The organism is uncultured Faecalibacterium sp., assembly GCF_900066275.1.
Taxonomy (GTDB): Bacteria; Bacillota; Clostridia; order Oscillospirales; family Ruminococcaceae; genus Faecalibacterium; species Faecalibacterium taiwanense.
The window spans coordinates 21,350-22,166 of the sequence record NZ_FMFG01000032.1; the positions used below are offsets into that span (position 1 = coordinate 21,350).

General features: G+C 65.5%; 2 protein-coding genes. Both read left to right on the forward strand.

Annotated elements, in window-relative coordinates:
- The coding region (locus QZL71_RS10155) for a Sua5 family C-terminal domain-containing protein (RefSeq protein WP_294648634.1) at window positions 1–488 on the forward strand (488 nt) is incomplete at its 5' end.
- Window positions 485–817: dephospho-CoA kinase (gene coaE / locus QZL71_RS10160; protein WP_294648635.1), on the forward strand; the 333-nt coding region annotated here is incomplete at its 3' end. The genes QZL71_RS10155 and coaE, both read left to right, overlap by 4 nt.

Consider the following 817-nt stretch of genomic DNA (forward strand, 5'->3'; position numbering starts at 1 on the left):
GCACTGTGGTGTCGGTGGTGGGCGAAAAGCCCACCCTGTTCCGCCCGGGCCACATCACGCTGGAGGACCTCGAGCGTGCCCTCGGCGAAGAGGTGGAAGTGTCCAAAGCCATCCTCGAAAAGCTGCCGGAGGGTGCTGTGGTGCGCAGCCCTGGCATGAAGTACAAGCACTACGCACCCAAGGCGGATGTGACCTTGCTGGACGGCACCTTTGAGCAGTTCAAAGCCTATGTGGACGCCCACGCCGAGCAGAATCCCAGCTGCCTGTGCTTTACCGGCGAGACGGAAAAGCTGGGTGTGCCCTGCGTGGAGTATGGACGCGAGGGCGACGGTGCCGATCAGGCAAAGCACATCTTCCGCTGCCTGCGCGCGCTGGATGAGCAGGGCGATGCCGTGGTCTACGCCCGCTGCCCGCAGAAGGACGGCCTTTCCATGGCGGTGTACAACCGCCTGATCCGCGCTGCGGCTTTCCGGGTGATCAAGCTATGATCGCGCTTGGCATCACGGGCCGCAGCGGCTGCGGCAAATCCACGGTCACGGCGGTGTTTTCGGCCCACGGTGTGCCGCTGGCCGATGCCGACCAGATCAGCCGCGAGATTTTACTGCCCGGCTCGCCGCTGCTGCCCCGGCTGGCCCAGCGGTTCGGCGCAGACATTTTAAAAGCAGACGGCACATTGGACCGCCGCCTGCTGGCTGACCGCGCCTTTGCCACCCCGGAAGGCAAGGCGGCGCTGGACAGCCTGACCCACCCGGAGATCGTGCGCCGCATCCGTGCGGCAAAGCAGGCAGCACAGGATGCCGGTGCACCGCTGTTCGTG